Source organism: Bradyrhizobium yuanmingense (assembly GCF_900094575.1).
GTDB lineage: Bacteria > Pseudomonadota > Alphaproteobacteria > Rhizobiales > Xanthobacteraceae > Bradyrhizobium > Bradyrhizobium yuanmingense.
This window is the reverse complement of sequence record NZ_FMAE01000011.1, coordinates 98,905-114,300: the sequence shown is the minus strand read 5'-3', so window position 1 is coordinate 114,300 and position 15,396 is coordinate 98,905. Positions and strand designations below refer to the sequence as shown.

Annotated in this window: 12 protein-coding genes, 1 pseudogene and 1 riboswitch; of the genes and pseudogenes, 6 read left to right on the top strand and 7 right to left on the bottom strand. The window is 64.7% G+C overall.

Annotated elements, in window-relative coordinates; all coding sequences use genetic code 11:
• Together gcvH and gcvT are read right to left on the bottom strand one after the other, a co-directional pair.
• Positions 1-369: a glycine cleavage system protein GcvH gene (gcvH, locus tag GA0061099_RS32725; protein ID WP_036027866.1), complete on the bottom strand. Its 369-nt coding sequence runs from the start codon at positions 367-369 to the stop codon at positions 1-3.
• 9 nt (positions 370-378) lie between these two features.
• Positions 379-1,524 (bottom strand): glycine cleavage system aminomethyltransferase GcvT, encoded by a 1,146-nt coding sequence (gcvT, locus tag GA0061099_RS32720; protein ID WP_036027865.1) that lies wholly within the window; start codon positions 1,522-1,524, stop codon positions 379-381.
• Positions 1,525-1,669: 145 nt separating this feature from the next.
• Positions 1,670-1,760: riboswitch (glycine riboswitch) on the bottom strand.
• A gap of 223 nt (positions 1,761-1,983) precedes the next feature.
• Here gcvT and alaS point away from each other — a divergent pair.
• Entirely contained in the window at positions 1,984-4,662 is a 2,679-nt protein-coding gene (alaS, locus tag GA0061099_RS32715) for an alanine--tRNA ligase (protein WP_036027883.1), read from the top strand.
• 27 nt (positions 4,663-4,689) lie between these two features.
• Here alaS and GA0061099_RS32710 read toward each other — a convergent pair.
• Positions 4,690-4,980: pseudogene (locus GA0061099_RS32710) on the bottom strand (DUF3455 domain-containing protein); the annotation flags it as partial.
• 85 nt (positions 4,981-5,065) lie between these two features.
• Entirely contained in the window at positions 5,066-6,280 is a 1,215-nt protein-coding gene (locus tag GA0061099_RS32705; RefSeq protein ID WP_036027864.1) for an NADP-dependent isocitrate dehydrogenase, read from the bottom strand.
• A gap of 336 nt (positions 6,281-6,616) precedes the next feature.
• Here GA0061099_RS32705 and GA0061099_RS32700 point away from each other — a divergent pair, with 336 nt between their 5' ends.
• Positions 6,617-7,810, top strand: a complete 1,194-nt coding sequence (locus GA0061099_RS32700; RefSeq protein WP_036027863.1) for a TrmJ/YjtD family RNA methyltransferase — start codon at positions 6,617-6,619, stop codon at positions 7,808-7,810.
• 4 nt (positions 7,811-7,814) lie between these two features.
• On the opposite strand, the gene GA0061099_RS32695 is transcribed toward GA0061099_RS32700, so the two are convergent.
• The gene (locus tag GA0061099_RS32695; protein ID WP_036027862.1) at positions 7,815-9,014 is read right to left on the bottom strand and encodes an MFS transporter; all 1,200 of its coding nucleotides are present in this window, start codon (positions 9,012-9,014) and stop codon (positions 7,815-7,817) included.
• Positions 9,014-9,640, bottom strand: a complete 627-nt coding sequence (gene wrbA, locus GA0061099_RS32690; RefSeq protein WP_036012985.1) for an NAD(P)H:quinone oxidoreductase — start codon at positions 9,638-9,640, stop codon at positions 9,014-9,016. Before wrbA ends, GA0061099_RS32695 begins: the two co-directional genes overlap by 1 nt.
• A gap of 102 nt (positions 9,641-9,742) precedes the next feature.
• Here wrbA and GA0061099_RS32685 point away from each other — a divergent pair, with 102 nt between their 5' ends.
• Both GA0061099_RS32685 and GA0061099_RS32680 read left to right on the top strand, forming a co-directional pair.
• A complete protein-coding gene (locus GA0061099_RS32685) occupies positions 9,743-10,651 on the top strand; it encodes a LysR family transcriptional regulator (protein WP_074448245.1) in 909 nt (302 codons plus the stop codon).
• 215 nt (positions 10,652-10,866) lie between these two features.
• Positions 10,867-12,552, top strand: coding sequence for a tetratricopeptide repeat protein (locus GA0061099_RS32680; RefSeq protein ID WP_036027858.1), 1,686 nt, complete (start codon positions 10,867-10,869; stop codon positions 12,550-12,552).
• A gap of 197 nt (positions 12,553-12,749) precedes the next feature.
• Here GA0061099_RS32680 and GA0061099_RS32675 read toward each other — a convergent pair whose 3' ends face one another.
• On the bottom strand, positions 12,750-13,397 hold the full coding sequence (locus GA0061099_RS32675) for a TetR/AcrR family transcriptional regulator (protein ID WP_036012964.1): 648 nt from the start codon (positions 13,395-13,397) through the stop codon (positions 12,750-12,752).
• Positions 13,398-13,644: 247 nt separating this feature from the next.
• Between GA0061099_RS32675 and GA0061099_RS32670 the strand changes: the two genes are divergently transcribed.
• A complete protein-coding gene (locus GA0061099_RS32670) occupies positions 13,645-14,187 on the top strand; it encodes an OsmC family protein (protein ID WP_027576569.1) in 543 nt (180 codons plus the stop codon).
• Positions 14,188-14,222: 35 nt separating this feature from the next.
• The gene (locus GA0061099_RS32665; RefSeq protein WP_036027860.1) at positions 14,223-15,356 is read left to right on the top strand and encodes an acyl-CoA dehydrogenase family protein; all 1,134 of its coding nucleotides are present in this window, start codon (positions 14,223-14,225) and stop codon (positions 15,354-15,356) included.
• The last annotated feature ends 40 nt before the right edge of the window (positions 15,357-15,396 follow it).

Here is a 15,396-nt window from a genome sequence, read left to right as displayed (position 1 = left end):
TTAAGCCGTATGCGCCTTGTAGGCGGCTTCATCCATGAGGCCGCCGAGCTCGCTTCTGTCGGCCATCTTGACCTTGAAGAACCACGCCTTGCCTTGTGCATCCGAGTTCACCAGCGCCGGCTCGGCCACGAGCTCGGCGTTGGTCTCGAGCACTTCGCCAGAGATCGGCGCGTAGACGTCGGAGGCCGCCTTGACGGATTCGACGACCGCGGCGGCCTCCGCCTTCTTCAGCGCGCGGCCGACCTTGGGCAGCTCGACGAACACGACGTCGCCGAGCTGCTGCTGGGCGTAATCGGTGATGCCGACGGTGGCGACATCGCCGTCGATCGCCAGCCATTCGTGATCAGAGGTGTACAGCGTCGTGGTCATTTCGAATCCTCAGCGTTTGTAGGTGTTTTTCACGAAGGGCATGGCGGCCACCTGTAAGGGCAGTCGCTGGCCGCGCACCTCGGCGAAGAGCTTTGTGCCAAGCGCGCTCAGATTCGTGGGCACGTAGCCCATCGCAACCGGCGCATTCAGGCTCGGGCCGAAACCGCCCGAGGTGACTTGTCCGATCGGCTCGCCGGCCGCGTCATTCGCAAACAGCAGCGCGCCCTCGCGCACCGGCGCGCGGCCTTCGGCGCGCAAGCCGACGCGGCGGCGGGATGCGCCGCCATCGAAATGCGCGAGGATTTTCGCGGCGCCGGGGAAACCGCCGGTGCGCGCACCGCCGCTGCGGCGGCTTTTCTGCACCGACCATTCCAGCGCGGCCTCGACCGGCGTGGTCGTGGTGTCGATGTCGTGGCCGTACAGGCAGAGCCCGGCTTCCAGCCGCAGGCTGTCGCGGGCCCCGAGGCCAATCGGGAGCACGTCGGGATTTTCCAGCAGCATTTTTGCGAGGCGTTCGGCATCGCCTGATGGAACCGAGATCTCGAAGCCGTCCTCGCCGGTGTAGCCGGAGCGCGAGACGAAGCACTTGATGCCGGCGACCTCATGCGGGCCGGCATCCATGAATTTCATGGCCGGCGCGTCTGCACAGAATTTCGCCAGCGCCGCTTCCGCCTTCGGGCCCTGCAACGCGATCAGCGCGCGGTCTGCGAGCGTGTCGATGATGCAGGCGTCGGACAGGCTCGCGCGCAGATGCGCCTCGTCCTCGGCCTTGCAGGCGGCGTTGACGACCAGGAACAGGTGATCGCCGAAATTGGCGACCATCAGGTCGTCGAGAATGCCGCCGTCGTCATTGGTGAACTGGGCGTAGCGCTGCCGCCCTGCGGCGATCGCCACGATATCCTGCGGCACCAGCCGCTCCAGCGCGCGGGCGGCGTCCTCCACATTGCCGGATTTCGGCCGGAGCGCGAGCTGGCCCATGTGGGAGACGTCGAACAGGCCCGCTTTGGTGCGGGTATGGAGGTGCTCCTTCAAGACGCCCGCGGGGTACTGCACGGGCATGTCATAGCCCGCGAACGGCACCATCTTGCCGCCCAGGGACACATGGAGGTCGTAGAGGGGGGTGCGTTTCAGGGAGTCTTGGTCGTGCGCTAGCATCTTGAGGGCCCTCGGCGGTTCCCCGGGGAGGATTCCCCGATGGACACCAGTCGAAGCCCCATCTGTCGCTGTGCCTGAGAGTATTATCCCGTCGGCGGACGCTGTCCGAGCCTACACCCGTCGGCGCCTCTTTCCAGATGCTGTCAAAGCCACGCGGTCCTTTTGCCTGAGAGTTTCCGGGGCGGTTGCTCCTTCGGCGCCGGCTACCAGGTGCCGGTCTCTCCCGACGTGGCCGTACGATACAGATGGGTAGAGACCACAGGGGAGCCAAGCCTGTCAACGCGTTCGCACGCCCTATCCAACGAGATTGCGCGGTCGCGGCAACCCTCTGATCTCCTTGCACAGTTTCTGGACAGCGAAGCTGGCCTTGTCTAAAAGCGCTTTGGCCCGCAGATATCAGCCTTAACGGTCCGGTTTGGACCGCGAAAAGCGGGCCCAAGCATACCCGATTGGATGAACATGAGCGGCGTCAACGAGATCAGGTCGACCTTTCTGAACTTCTTTGCCGAGAACGGCCACGAGATCGTGCCGTCCTCGCCACTCGTGCCGCGCAACGACCCGACGTTGATGTTCACCAATGCCGGCATGGTGCAGTTCAAGAACGTCTTCACCGGCGTCGAGAAGCGGCCCTATCAGCGCGCCACCACCTCGCAGAAATGCGTGCGCGCCGGCGGCAAGCACAACGACCTCGACAATGTCGGCTACACCGCGCGCCATCTCACCTTCTTCGAGATGCTCGGCAATTTCTCGTTCGGCGATTACTTCAAGGAGCGCGCGATCGAGCTCGCCTGGAAGCTGATCACGAGCGAGTTCGGGCTGAAGAAGGACAAGCTGCTCGTCACCGTCTACCACACCGACGACGAGGCGGCCGGCCTGTGGAAGAAGATCGCCGGCTTCTCCGACGACCGCATCATCCGCATCCCGACCTCGGACAATTTCTGGGCGATGGGCGACACCGGGCCGTGCGGCCCGTGCTCGGAGATCTTCATCGACCGCGGCGAGCACATCTGGGGCGGTCCTCCGGGATCGCCGGAAGAGGACGGCGACCGCTTCCTCGAATTCTGGAATCTCGTGTTCATGCAATACGAGCAGGTGACGAAGGAGGAGCGCGTTAATCTGCCGCGTCCCTCGATCGACACCGGCATGGGCCTGGAGCGCATGGCCTGCATCCTCCAGGGCGTCGAGAGCGTGTTCGAGACCGACCTGTTCAAGAACCTGATCGACGCGACCTCGTCCGCGCTCGGCAGCGGACCGAACGAGCAGAACGTCGGCTCGTTCCGCGTCATCGCCGATCACTTGCGCTCGTCCGCCTTCCTGGTCTCGGACGGCGTGCTGCCCTCGAACGAGGGCCGCGGCTATGTGCTGCGCCGGATCATGCGCCGGGCGATGCGCCATGCGCAGCTCTTGGGTGCCAAGGAGCCGCTGATGCACCGGCTGGTCTGGGCGCTGGTGCGCGAGATGGGCCAGGCCTATCCGGAATTGATGCGCGCGGAAAAGCTGATCGAGGAAACGCTGCGGCTGGAAGAGACCCGCTTCCGCAAGACTCTCTCGCGCGGCTTGGCCATCCTCGACGAGAAGAGCGCGTCCTTGAAGAAGGGCGACATGTTCGACGGCGACGTCGCCTTCACGCTGTACGATACCTACGGTTTCCCGCTCGACCTGACGCAGGACGCGCTGAAGTCGCGCGGCATCGGCGTCGACCAGGCGGCGTTCACCGACGCGATGGAGCGCCAGAAGGCCAAGGCGCGCGAGTCCTGGAAGGGCTCGGGTGAGGCCGCCTCCGAGGCGATCTGGTTCCCGCTGCGCGAGAAGCTCGGCGCCACCGAATTCCTGGGTTACGAGACCGAGAGCGCCGAGGGCGTGGTCTCGGCGCTGGTCAAGGACGGCGCCGAGGTGACGAGCCTCAAGGCCGGCGAGACGGGCGCGATCGTGCTGAACCAGACGCCGTTCTATGCGGAGTCCGGCGGCCAGGTCGGCGACACCGGCGTGCTCTCGGGCGAGGGCAGCATCAAGGTTCGCGTCACCGATACGCAGAAGAAGCTCGGCGATCTCTTCGTCCATATCGGCACGGTCGAGAGTGGCGAAGTGAAGCTCGGCACGGCGCTGCAGCTCGAGGTCGATCATTCCAGGCGCTCGACCATCCGCGCCCATCACTCGGCGACCCACATCATCCACGAGGCGCTGCGCCAGGTGCTCGGCGATCACATTGCCCAGCGCGGCTCGATGGTCGCGCCGGACCGGCTGCGCTTCGACTTCGTGCATCCGAAGCCGATCACGGCTGAGGAGCTCGCCCGGGTCGAGGACATCGCCAACGACGTGGTGTTGGAGAACGACGAGGTCACCACGCGCGTCATGGGCGTCGACGAGGCCCGCGAGGCTGGCGCGCGCGCGCTGTTCGGCGAGAAGTATGGCGACGAGGTCCGCGTCGTCTCGATGGGCAGGACCGCGCGCGAGCGCGGCGCCAACGCGCTCGGCTGGTCGGTCGAGCTCTGCGGCGGCACCCATGTGAAGCGCACCGGCGATATCGGCCTGATCACGGTCACGAGCGAGAGCGCGGTCGCCTCCGGCGTGCGCCGGATCGAGGCGCTGACGGGCAACTACGCGCGAAAACATGCCAACGACACCATGGCGCTGGCGAAGATCGCGGCGAACGAGCTGCGCACCTCGCTCGACGACGTGCCGGCGCGCATCTCGGCGCTGATGGAGGAGCGCAAGAAGCTCGAGCGCGAACTCTCCGATGCCCGCAAGAAGCTCGCAATGGGCGGTGGCGCCTCCGCCGGCAACGGCGCAGCGTCGGGCGTGCGCGAGGCCGGCGGCGTCAAGCTGATGGCGCGCGCGGTCGAAGGCATCGAGATGAAGGATCTCAAGAGCCTCGCCGACGACGGCAAGAAGCAGATCGGCTCGGGCGTCGTCGCCATCGTCGGCGTCACCGGGGACGGCAAGGCCGGAATCGTGGTCGGCGTCACGCAGGACCTCACCGCGCGCTTTAATGCCGTGAATCTCGTGCGCATCGCCTCCGAGGCGCTCGGCGGCAAGGGCGGCGGCGGCCGGCCCGACATGGCCCAGGCCGGCGGCCCCGATGGCGCCAAGGCGTCCGAGGCCCTGAGCGCGATCGAAAAAGCGATGGCGGGCGCTTAGCTCAATGTCTACCGGACTGCTGAACGCTCAGCCCTTGTTCATGAAGACGTAGTCGGCGGAGTAGGGCGCGCTCCTGAACTCGCCGGCCTTGTCGCAGGCACCGTCGAGCTTGCCGCAATGGGTGTTGATGCGCTGGACCGTGGTCACGGGCGTGAGTGCGCCGCTGCCGCGATGCGAGGTGACGTCTAGTTTCAGCCAGGGAATGTCGGCTGCGGTCGCGCCCGGCGCATTGCCGGCGGCTTTACCCGTCACCGCGCTGCCGTCGGCAAGCTCCCAGTTCGGCCCGGCATAGTGTGATCGGCATGGTCGCATCTCCGCGCGAGGGCCACAGAATTGAAAAAGGGCCGCGCTTTGGCGCGGCCCTTGATCATGTCTGGCCCAGTCGGGCGAAATTGCGGACAGCTTACGCCGCCAGCTCTTTCGTCAGGTTCTCGGCGACCTTGTCGAGGAAGCCGGTGGTCGAGAGCCAGCGCTGGTCGGCGCCGACGAGGAGCGCGAGGTCCTTGGTCATGTAGCCAGCCTCGACGGTGTCGACGCAGACCTTCTCCAGCGTGGCCGCGAACTTGGCGAGCTCGGGGTTGTTGTCGAGCTTGGCGCGGTGCGACAGGCCTCTCGTCCAGGCGAAGATCGAGGCGATCGAGTTGGTCGAGGTCTCCTTGCCCTTCTGGTGCTCGCGGTAATGGCGGGTCACGGTGCCGTGGGCAGCTTCCGCCTCGACAGTCTTGCCGTCGGGGGTGAGCAGCACCGAGGTCATCAGGCCGAGCGAGCCGTAGCCCTGCGCGACCGTGTCGGACTGCACGTCGCCGTCGTAGTTCTTGCAGGCCCAGACATAGCCGCCGGACCATTTCAGCGCCGAGGCCACCATGTCGTCGATCAGGCGGTGCTCGTAGGTCAGGCCCTTGGCGTCGAACTCCTTCTTGAACTCCTTGTCGAAGATCTCCTGGAAGATGTCCTTGAAGCGCCCGTCATAGACCTTGAGAATGGTGTTCTTGGTCGACAGGTACACCGGGTAATTGCGCAGCAGGCCGTAATTGAACGAAGCGCGGGCGAAGTCGATGATGGAATCGTCGAGATTGTACATCTCCATCGCGACGCCGGCGCCGGGCGCCTTGAACACTTCCTTCTCGATCACGGTGCCGTCCTCGCCGACGAACTTCAGCGAGAGGGTGCCCTTGCCCGGGAACTTGATGTCGGTGGCGCGGTACTGGTCGCCATAGGCGTGGCGGCCGATGATGATCGGCTTGGTCCAGCCGGGAACCAGGCGCGGCACGTTCTTGCAGATGATCGGCTCGCGGAAGATCACCCCGCCGAGAATGTTGCGGATGGTGCCGTTCGGCGACTTCCACATCTGCTTGAGATTGAACTCCTTCACCCGGGCTTCATCCGGGGTGATGGTGGCGCATTTGACGCCGACGCCGACCTTCTTGATCGCCTCGGCGGCGTCGATCGTCACCTGATCGTTGGTGTGGTCGCGGTATTCCATGCCCAGGTCGAAATAGAGCAGCTCGACATCGAGGAACGGGGTGATCAGCTTGTCCTTGATGTACTGCCAGATGATCCGGGTCATCTCGTCGCCATCGAGCTCGACGACGGGATTGGATACCTTGATTTTTGCCATGATCGGGGAAGCCTCTTGGGAACGGCGCTTTCGGCGCGCCACGGGAATATCCGCCGCCTCTTAGCACCTGATAGCAGCGGGCGAAAGCCAAGGGATTATGCACTTTTAGCTCATCCAGCTTGCGCAGGCGGGAAGCGGCCGGCCGGCCCTCGGCCCGGCCTTCGGGCCCGTTTCGGGCGAGATTCAAAGTCGAATCCAAGTCGTTATTTCCCTTGAGAATTTTGTCAGGACAGGCAAACGACAGACCGCGAGGCGGCCCGGTCGTGGGGGCCGCTTGAATCAATTCCTAAGGCGGCCTTGCCAAGGCCTTGAGACGAAGAGTGGAAGCGAAAGCAGATGTCGGGGACTGACAAGAGCAAAGCGGGCCTTTCCCTCGACGGTCCCATCGTGATCCTGGTCGAGCCGCAGCTCGGCGAGAATATCGGCATGGCCGCGCGCGCCATGGGCAACTTCGCCCTCGACCGGATGCGCATCGTCAATCCCCGGGACGGCTGGCCCAACATCGCGGCCCAGCGCGCCGCGGCCGGTGCGGACCATATCCTGGAGAAGGCGCAGCTGTTCGACACGGTCGAGCAGGCGGTTGCCGACCTCGACCTCCTGTTCGCCACCACCGCACGCCCCCACGACCAAGCCAAGCCCGTGGTCGGGCCGGAGGCCGCAGCGGCCGAGATCGCAGGTCACGTCGCGACCGGCGGCAGGGCCGGCATCCTGTTCGGCCGCGAGCGCTGGGGTCTGACCAACGAGGAGGTCGGGCTCTCCAACCGCATCATCACCTTTCCGGTCAATCCGGGCTTCGCCTCGCTCAACCTCGCCCAGGCCGTGCTGCTGGTCGGCTACGAATGGTTCAAGCGCGCGACGTCGGGCGAACTGCCGCACGCCATGCCGGAGCGCTCCGAGCGCGCCTCGCAGCACCAGATGCAGGCCTTCTTCGACAATCTCGTGCGCGAGCTCGACAAGGTCGAATTCCTGCGCCCGGCCGAGAAGCGCGACACCATGCTGGTGAACCTGCGCAACATCTTCACCCGGATGGAGCCGACCAAGCAGGATATGCACACGCTGCACGGCGTGATCATGGCGATCGCCGAGGGGCGCAAGGGTCCGGCCAAGGGCGGCGTGCTCGATGGCGAGCAGGCCACGCGCCTGCGCGCGCTGCTGGCCGAGCACGGGCAGGGCGGCGGCGTGCCGGACAGCGGCTCGACCGTGCGCGGCCTTGCCCGCCTGCTCCGCCGCAACCCGACCGACGCCGAACGCCTGCTCTGGCAGGCGCTGACGCGTGATCGCCGCTTCGCAGGTGGGTTCAAGCGGCAGACTCCCGTGGGGCGCCACATCCCCGACTTCGTCTCATTCCCGCACCGGATCGCGATCGAGCTGGTGAACCCGGGCGAGGGGGAGGCGATTGCGGCCGATCGCGCGGGACGGCGGACTTGGCTCGAGGCGCGCGACTATCGGGTGCTCGACATCCGGGCAGTGGATGTGGAGCGCGATCTCGAGGCGGAGCTGGTGCGGCTTGCCGGGATGTTGGGACAGTAGAATCTCAGCGGGCTGGGGCGTCATCGAAGCGGGCGGATGCGGCGATGATGGCGGCAAGCAGCGCGGCGATCAGGATGATGGCCAGTGCGGCTGTCCACCCATAGGCCTCAACGGCACTTCCGACCGCGACAGGTCCGGCCACCTGGCCGAGATTGCTGCCCTGCATCACCAGTCCGGTGACCACAGGAATGAGTGCGGCGGATGGCGCGAGCAAGGGGATCGATGAGATCAGGACGGCCGGCATCAGGCCACCGACCGCAGCGAACAGGATGCACAGCAGAAGCGTGGGCGTATCGCCGAAGATCTGCAGGAAGATGCCAGGAGCTGAAAAGCCCATGGCCAGACAGGCCGCGAAGATCAGCACTGAACGCCGGGCACCGCGCGCGAGCAGGTAGCCGGCAGCGACATTGCCGATGATGTTGCTTGCGGTGGCGAGGGCACTGAGCATGCCGGCCGTGCCATGGGGGATGTTCATCCGTTCCATCAGCAGCACCGGGAGGAAGCTGAACAGCGCGAAGAACATCAGGCTGTAGAGGACAAAACATCCGGCCAGCAGAAGCGGGCCTTTGCTTGCCGCCACGTACACGGCATCGGACATCGTCCGTCGCCACGATGCCGGGGTGCGCTTCGGAGCGGCCGGAATACTCATCCACGCGGCCACGATGGCGATCGCTGCAGGACCGGCGCTGCCCCACCACAGTGCGCGCCAGTCGCTGAAGAACGTTCCGACGAGCATCGCGAGCGCAATGCCGGCCGGCATGAAGCAGCTCCACAGGGCAAGCGGAACGTCCTGTTGCCCGGACGGGACTGCTCTGTTCAGGATCGCCGGACCCGCAACAATGATCAGAAGAAATCCTGAGCCTTCTACGATGCGCGATGCGAGAAGCACCGCATAGTCGGTTGCGAGCGCGCCGATGATGGCGCCAAGGATGAGCAGCCCGAGGCCGAGAATGAGACTTCGCCGATCTCCGGCGCGGGCGACGAGGGAGCCGGCAGGGATACCGCCCAACAGGCCGAGAACAGCGATGATCCCGGTCAGCCAGCCGGCAGCGGCGAGGTCAAGGCCCAGATCCTTTTGCAGCATGGGCGTGGCGATCGCAGCCTTCCCCACCTGGATCGCGGCGACGGCGCCAGAGCCCACGACGATGCTCACCACATGCCAATGCCGATCTCGCAAGGACGAGGCAGGTGCTGCCGCCGCCATCAGGCCGCCTCCGTGAGCCGCCCAGCGGCCAGGGCGCGAGCGATCTCGGCGACATGGCGTCCCTGAAAGCGTGCCCCGGCCAGTTCGTTGGCGCTTGGACGACGATCCCCGCCGCTGCCGTCGTCGGCGAGGGTCGATGCGCCGTAGGGCGAGCATCCGGTGACCTCGTCCATGCGCATCTGTCCCTTGAATGTGTAGGGCAGCCCGACCACGACCATGCCGAGGTGCAGCAGCACGCTGTGCACGGACAGAATGGTGCTTTCCTGGCCGCCATGCTGGCTGCCCGTCGATGTGAAGACGCTGCCGACCTTGCCCACGAGCTTGTTCTCGAACCACAGGCCGCCGCACTGGTCGAGGAAGTTCTTCATCTGCGCGGCCATGTTCCCGAAACGCGTCGGGGTGCCAAGGATGATCGCGTCGTAGTCCGGCAATTCGGCCACGGCGGCGGTGTCGGCGCGTTGATCGACCTTGTATCCGGCCCTCTGCGCGACGTGGTCGGGAACAATTTCCGGCACGCGCTTGATGGCGACTTCGGCTTCGGCCTCCCGTGCACCCCGGGCCATCTCTTCAGCCATCGTCTCGATGTGACCGTAGGACGAGTAGTACAGCACCAGGACCTTCGTCATTTTGCTTCCTCGCTCTTAGGTGGGGGCTAGCAGCCAAAATAGGTCTGTGCTTGATCAGCGGTAGCGCGATAGGATCGATGAGTTCGATCGATTGGATAGATCATGCTGGACGTGCTGACGCTAGATCAGTTGCGAACATTCGTGACGGTGGCGGAATGCGGGAGCTTCCGGGCGGCCGCGGCTCGGCTGTCCCGTGTTCAGTCCGCCATCAGCCATGCCATCGCCAATTTGGAGGCCGAACTGGGTGTTGCGCTGTTCGATCGCACGGGTCATCGGCCGGTCCTGACGCCCGAGGGGCAGTCACTGCTCGCCAACGCGCGTGACATTCTCCTCAGGGTCGATGCGATGCGGGCGCGAGCCCGGGGCCTTGGCGAGGGAGTCGAACTCGAGCTTTCCCTGACAATCGACACGTTGTTTCCGATCGGCATGGTCGGCGCAGCATTGACGAAGATGCGCGCTGCCTATCCCTCGGTTTCAATCAGGCTTGCGGTCGAGCCGCTGGGTGGACCGATCGCCTCGCTGATCGACAAGCGCAGTTCGCTTGCGATCGTGGTCGGCGAGGATTTTCGCGATCCGCGGATCGCACTCGAGGCGATCTCGTCGGTCGAGCAGGTTGCCGTCGTTTCCGTCGATCACCCATTGGCGAGGCGGCAATCGCGCAACAGGATCAGCCTTCAGGATCTGGCCGATCATCTGCAGATCGTTCTGTCCGATCCGACGCCGCTGACGGAAGGGCGCATGTTCGGTGTGCTTTCGCCCCAGACCTGCCGGGTCACCAATCAGGACACCAAGCATGCGATGATTTTCGCCGGTCTCGGCTGGGGCCGCCTGCCGTTCTGGCTGGTGGAGCGCGATCTGAGGGAAAGGCGCCTCGTGCGCCTTGCCACCACCGCCCTCGGACGGCGCAGCCAGGTTGCCGCAGAAGCCTATCTCGCGCACCGGCTGGACCAGCCGCTCGGACCAGCCGCGCTGGCTTTTCGCGAGGCCTTGTTGCAGATCGCCGAGGCGTAGGCGGACACGGCTCGAGGCGCGTCGCGTGCTCGACATTAGGGCAGTGGATGTGGAGCGGTGATCTGGAGGCGGAACTGGTGCGGCTTCAGGGGATGATGGCCAAGTCGGCCTGAGCATCGGGCCGCACGGACCCGTCGCCTGCAAGTGCGCAACCAAGGGCTGTGCATAGACAAGATTGGTTGCTATGAAGTCTCTGGAAATTGAGTGGGGACTGCATGTTTGGAAGGATCGGCCGCGCAGGAGTTCGTGCGGCAGCAAGCTTCGGTGTTGTGGCGCTGACGGCCTTGCTCGAAATGTCAGGCGCTCGCGCGGAAATGCCGTTGGCTTCCAAGTGTAACGCGGTCGGCAATTTCAGCCTCGATGACAGGATCGCAGGCTGCACCGCCATCATTCAGGCGGCGGGGACGGGCATGCAGCAAGGTGTGGTCATGGCGCGCTTCCGCCGCGCCATGTTCTACCGCCAGAGGGGCGAGATCGACCTTGCGATAGCGGACTACAACGAGATCATTGAGCGCGATCCGGGCAATCTGAACTCCCGCATCGCGAGGGCTTCTGCGCTGATCCAAAAGCGAGAGCCCGAGGCTGCGCTGCTTGATTATGCCAAGGTGATCGAGCTCGATCCGAAGAATACCTACGCCTATATCGGACGTGCTCACGTCTATTCGGCGAGACGCGACTTCGTCCGTGCCATCGCCGATTATGATCAGGCCCTTCTGATTCATCCGGACAATGTCATAGCGCATGTCGAACGAGGCCTCTCTTACGTCCGGAATGGGGATCCCGATCGGGCCATGGCTGACTGCGATCGTGCGGTCGAGATCAGCCCGCAAAACGGTGGAGGCCAATTGTGCCGCGGTCGAGTTTACTTCGCAAAGGGTAAGAGAGAGCTCGCGTTGGCCGCACTGGATCAAACCATCCAGATCAAACCCAGAAGCGAGAATTTTTACTACTTCCGAGCCGAATCCTTTTCTCAACTGGGTGAACTCGACCGCGCGATCGCCGACTATGACCGGATCATCGAGCTAAACCCACAGAGCCGGTCTGCCTATGGTTGCCGGGGCGTCGCCTATTTTCAAAAGGGTGATTACGATCGCGCCATTGCCGATTACAATCAGGTGATCCAGCTGGCACATAAGGGTCAAGGAAACACCGGCGATCGGCAGAGTCAGCTTCAAGGTCAGGATGCAGATCCCATTTCTGCGTCCGTCGCAGGTGAATCGATTGCGCTCGCGTCCACGGATGGCCCCGTGCTCCGCGCTCGGGGTGGGGCCTACCACGCGAAAGGGGAGCTTGACCGCGCTATCGCAGACTTCGATGACGCGATACGCCTCAACCCCAAGGATAAGGATGCATTCGGGCTCCGCGCCAACGCGTACAAGGCCAAGGGGGACTTCGGCCGCTCGCTCGAGGACTACGATCAACTCGTGCAGCTCGATCCCAAGGATGCGCGCGCCTACTTTCATCGTGCGAGGCTCTATTGGCAGACCGCTTCCTTCGCCCAATCGTTGACCGATCTGGATCAGGCGATCGAGCTCGATCCGAAAGGTGCCTATCCAGTCATCTGGCGCGAAATTGTTGCAAGGCGCAGCGACCAACCGAGCCGGCTGAGCGAGGCTGCAAAGCGGCTCGACGCGACGAAATGGCCCGCGCCGGTCGTCAACCTCTTCCTGGGTACGACGACGCCGGAGCAAGTGCGCAGCGCAGCGGACGATGCCGACCCGGCGAAGAAGAAGGGGCAGGTCTGCGAGGCGAATTTCTATATTGCCGAGCGAGCCCTGCAGAGCGGCTCCAGGGAAGAGGCGTTAAAACTGTTCGAGCAGGCGGCTGCCGATTGCCCGAGGACCTTTATCGAGAAGTCGGCCGCCGACGTCGAGCTTGCCGCGCTGCGAGCGAGCCGCTGATCGAGCGGGCCTCGCAGGGTGGACACAGTGGAAGCGTGCCCACCATGTCGATCAACGGAGCTGTAATGGATTGGGGGCGCGGCGCTTTTGCGCCTTGCCCACCACGAAATCTTCGTAGCCCGGATGGAGCGGAGCGTAATCCGGGACGGTGTCCCCGCATTCCGCTTCGCTGCATGCGGGCTACGAGACCGGCGCGATCACACCGCCTCCAGCTGCTCCGCCGCGCGCTTCTTCTTCGCCTTGGCCTGGCCGAGCAGGGGGCCTGCCGTAAGCGCCGCGGTATCCGCGACGGCCGGGTCGCGCGAGATCATCGCGGCGACGATGGCGCCGTCGATGATGAGGCCGAGCTGGTGCGCCAGCACTGCAGGCTCGGCCGAGCCGAGCTCGCCGGCGAGCTTCTCGATGTGGCCGAGCACGATCTTCTTGTGCTTCAGCGCGATGTTGCGGAATTGCTTGGCATCCTTGTCGTGCTCGCCGACGGCGTTGATGAAGGGGCAGCCGTAGAAGCGCTCTTCGGCGAACCAGCTCTTCAGCGCGGGGAAGATGCGCGTGAGTTTCGCCTGCGCATCGCCGCCGCCTTGCTCCATGGCGCCGATGAACCATTCGCGCCATTGCTTGCCTTCGCTCTCCAGCACCGCGTTGACGAGGTTGGTCTTGGAGCCGAATAATTTGTAGAGCGTGGTCTTGGCGGTGCCGGCCTCTTCGATGATCGCATCGATGCCGGTGGCGTTGATGCCGTTCTTGCAGAACAGATGCGTTGCGGCGCTGAGCAGGCGCCCGCGTGCGGATTCGTCGTCGCCGGCAGCGGCGTGGGGCGGATTCTTCTTCGATGACGGCTTTGCCATGAGCGACAACTTAATCGCAGCCGCCTCGCATCAGCAAGCCGCATCTGTTCGGCGCCGAAAAGATTCGCATCCGCGCGCGCGTCTGCTCCGCCTTTGAGCAGGAGTGGGCTGACCAATCTGCAGGCAGCGACGCTTAAGCGGCTCCAAAGCCTCGCCTTTTGTTTTTCGCGAGATCTGGCACGCTCCATGCAAGGAAACAGACCGTTCGGTATCCTGCCGATTTCCACTTCTGCCAGGGAGAAGATTGATGACTGCCGTCGTTCAGAAGACAGTGCTGACGGGGTGCCTCGCGCCCATCGACAAGAACGGGCTCGAGCAACTGATTGCCAACGGCAAGGCAAACCCGAAGGTCATCAAGACCTTGAAGTGCAAGACGGTCGCGGAGGGCAAATTCCGCCACGCCAACTATATCCGCAACCTGCCGCCCTACATCGTCGACGAGCCGCCGGGGCTTTTGGGTGACGACACCGCGCCCAATCCGTCGGAAGCCTCGCTCGCCGCGCTCGGCTCGTGCCTTGCGGTCGGCCTGCATGCCAACGCCGTGCACCGCGGCTGGATCGTCAACAAGCTCGAGCTCGAGCTCGAAGGCGATCTCAACATCACCGCGGTCTGGGGCACCGGTGACACCTCCGACAAGCCGGTCGGCTTCACCGATGTGCGCGTCAAGGTGGACATGGAATGCGAGGGCATCTCGCCGGACGAGATCAACGCGCTGGTCGCCCATGTGAAGAAATGGTCGCCGGTCGCCAACACCTTCACGCGGCCGGTCAATCTCGAGGTCGGCATCTAGCAGACGGCAATCAGGACAGGGTGCGGGAGACGATCATGGGTTCACTGGCTTTATCGCGGGCCGACGTTCTGGATCAGCCCGCACCGTCCATTGCGGACGAGGTGGCGCGGATCGCGCGCCAAGAGCTCGCGCCGCTGGCCGCCGGCATCGACGACGGTTCGGTCTATCCAGCCGAGGTGCTGCGCAAGTTCGGCGCGGTCGGAGCGTGGGGCAGCCATGTGCCGCACGAAGGCCCCGCCGATCTGCGCTGCGCGATCCAGGCGATGGCGGCGATCGGCGAGGTCTGCGGTGCCACGGCCTTCATGGCGTGGTGCCACAACACGCTGGTCTGGTACGCGGCGAACTCCACCAATGTGAAGCTCGCAAAGCGCTTCGGAGATGCCTTCTCGACCGGCCGCGTGCTTGGCGGCACCGGGCTCTCCAATCCCATGAAGAGCTTCTTCGGCATCGAGAAGCTCAAGCTAAAGGGCCGCAAGGTCGAGGGCGGCTATATCGTGCGCGGTGCGTTGCCCTGGGTCTCCAACCTCGGGCCTGATCACTACTTCGGCACCATCTTCGAGCGCGAGGACGAGCCGGGCATCGCAAGTGGCGAGCCCGGCACTGTCATGTTCCTGGCCGATTGCTCCGACCCCGCGATCACGCTGACGCCCTGCAAGCCGTTCCTCGCGATGGACGGCACCGGCACCTATGGCGTGCAGTTCCGCGACGCTTTCGTGCCCGATGAGCTGATCCTGGCCGATCCCGCCGCGCCCTTCGTCAAGAAGATCCGCGCCGGCTTCATCCTGCTGCAGGCCGGCATGGCGCTGGGGGTGATCAAGGATTGCATCAACATCATGGACGAGGTCGACAATCCCCTCGGCCATATCAACCGCTATTTGCCGCAGCAGCCGGTGCATTTCCGCGAGCTCGCCGCCGAGCTCGAGGCCGAGACCATGGCGCTGGCGCGCGATCCCTACAACGAGGAGGAGACCTACTGGCGCAAGGTGATTGCGCTGCGGCTGCGCGCCGGCGAAGCCAGTGTCGCGGCGGCGCATGCGGCGATGCTGCATTGTGGTGCCCGCGGCTACCTCAAGAGCCACCGCGCGCAGCGGCGCCTGCGCGAGGCCTATTTCGTCGCGATCGTCACGCCGGCCACCAAGCAGCTGCGCAAGATGCTGGCCGAGTCCTGAGTTCTACGAGTCCACCCGAAGACCCCCAACCTCAACGGAG

Bases quoted from the DNA above. Each gene is read 5' to 3' on its own strand.
- gcvH (WP_036027866.1), bottom strand. From the start codon at position 369: ATGACCACGACGCTGTACACCTCTGATCACGAATGGCTGGCGATCGAC.
- alaS (WP_036027883.1), top strand. From the start codon at position 1,984: ATGAGCGGCGTCAACGAGATCAGGTCGACCTTTCTGAACTTCTTTGCC.
- GA0061099_RS32695 (WP_036027862.1), bottom strand. From the start codon at position 9,014: ATGGCGGCGGCAGCACCTGCCTCGTCCTTGCGAGATCGGCATTGGCAT.
- GA0061099_RS32665 (WP_036027860.1), top strand. From the start codon at position 14,223: ATGGGTTCACTGGCTTTATCGCGGGCCGACGTTCTGGATCAGCCCGCA.
- GA0061099_RS32685 (WP_074448245.1), top strand. From the start codon at position 9,743: ATGCTGGACGTGCTGACGCTAGATCAGTTGCGAACATTCGTGACGGTG.
- GA0061099_RS32670 (WP_027576569.1), top strand. From the start codon at position 13,645: ATGACTGCCGTCGTTCAGAAGACAGTGCTGACGGGGTGCCTCGCGCCC.
- GA0061099_RS32680 (WP_036027858.1), top strand. From the start codon at position 10,867: ATGTTTGGAAGGATCGGCCGCGCAGGAGTTCGTGCGGCAGCAAGCTTC.
- gcvT (WP_036027865.1), bottom strand. From the start codon at position 1,524: ATGCTAGCGCACGACCAAGACTCCCTGAAACGCACCCCCCTCTACGAC.
- wrbA (WP_036012985.1), bottom strand. From the start codon at position 9,640: ATGACGAAGGTCCTGGTGCTGTACTACTCGTCCTACGGTCACATCGAG.
- GA0061099_RS32705 (WP_036027864.1), bottom strand. From the start codon at position 6,280: ATGGCAAAAATCAAGGTATCCAATCCCGTCGTCGAGCTCGATGGCGAC.
- GA0061099_RS32700 (WP_036027863.1), top strand. From the start codon at position 6,617: ATGTCGGGGACTGACAAGAGCAAAGCGGGCCTTTCCCTCGACGGTCCC.
- GA0061099_RS32675 (WP_036012964.1), bottom strand. From the start codon at position 13,397: ATGGCAAAGCCGTCATCGAAGAAGAATCCGCCCCACGCCGCTGCCGGC.